Annotated in this window: 1 protein-coding gene; it reads right to left on the bottom strand. The window is 34.8% G+C overall.

Going from position 1 to position 721, the window contains the following annotated elements; genetic code table 11:
- On the bottom strand, positions 1 to 721 hold a 721-nt coding region (locus tag GZ1_RS17790), incomplete at both ends, for an ImmA/IrrE family metallo-endopeptidase (protein WP_060789022.1).

The following is a 721-nucleotide window of genomic DNA, read 5'->3' as shown; positions in this document are numbered from 1 at the left end:
CATCCTTTAGTCCCCCTTTGATCATGCACTGACGCCAACACTTGTTCATATAGCTTATCATAAGATTTTTTAATCGATTGAAGATCCTCCTCATACATCAATCCTTTTGCTTTTTCATACAATTCATCAAACCCGCTGATGTTTATTGTATAACTAGGCTCGAAAAATGATTTGTCTATATCATGAGGAATACGATTTCTATAATCATAGTCCAATGCATTTTTCGCTTCGTTAATCGTGATCAATTCGTTTTGAGCAAGTTTGACAATTAACGCTTTATACGGGATCTGGAAGATACTGATTAATCGCATAATTTTTTCTGGGAGAGATTGTTTCGTATGAGCAGTTTCTAAAAATTGAAAGCTTCTTTCTAACACAAAGTCATTAATTAAAAATTCGGAAGCGAAGAGATTAGGAAGCCGCTCTTTTTCATCATAAATATGATCAATCATGATAAAATTTTGGTCAGGGTTCTTAATTTTATCTCTGTCAAAAAAGAAATGATAAAACTCGTGCGCCCACATGAAATTTTCATATATTCTCGGCTGTGCGGTATTAATATGGACATAATAATCACCGTTATAGTAATACACAAGCCCACCATAGTCAGCATTTTGAATCGGAAACTGCAATACATTTGCATGCTCGTAAAGATAAGTTTTTATAAAATCAAGCGGCTTTACATGAGCAAGAGGATCTCCGAGGGAGTAAATACGGTCCA

Origin of the sequence: Geobacillus zalihae NBRC 101842 (assembly GCF_001544135.1) — a bacterium.
GTDB classification, from domain to species: domain Bacteria; phylum Bacillota; class Bacilli; order Bacillales; family Anoxybacillaceae; genus Geobacillus; species Geobacillus zalihae.
Note: the sequence above shows the minus strand (reverse complement) of the source record. Positions and strands in the feature narration are given on the sequence as shown.